Origin of the sequence: Novacetimonas cocois, assembly GCF_003311635.1 — a bacterium.
Classification (GTDB): domain Bacteria; phylum Pseudomonadota; class Alphaproteobacteria; order Acetobacterales; family Acetobacteraceae; genus Novacetimonas; species Novacetimonas cocois.
In genome coordinates, this window is sequence record NZ_QEXL01000028.1 from 1 (window position 1) to 314 (window position 314).

General features: G+C 59.7%; 1 pseudogene. It reads left to right on the forward strand.

The features are described 5' to 3' along the window. Positions 1-80: 80 nt before the first annotated feature. Positions 81-314, forward strand: a pseudogene (locus tag NJLHNGOC_RS16460) (transposase); the annotation flags it as partial.

Below are 314 nucleotides of genomic sequence, written 5' to 3' on the forward strand. Positions count from 1 at the left end.
TTACGCTCCTCCTGACCTCGGAAGGCGAGGCAAATGACGGTCATTGGGTCTATAATCCGACCTGAGAGAGGGCAGGTTTTATGGGTAAGGTTACGCGCAAGAGGTATGGGGCGGAGTTCAAAACACGGGTTGCCCTGGAAGCGATCCGTGGGGAACTGACGCTGGCGGAACTGGCGTCGAAACATGGTGTGCATCAGACGATGATCGCCCAGTGGAAACGGCAGGCGATCGAGGGGATGGCNCTCCGGGAAGCCGGTGGCCGAGCCCCCGGTCAGCCCTGCTGATGTGGAGAAACTGCACGCGAAGATAGGCGA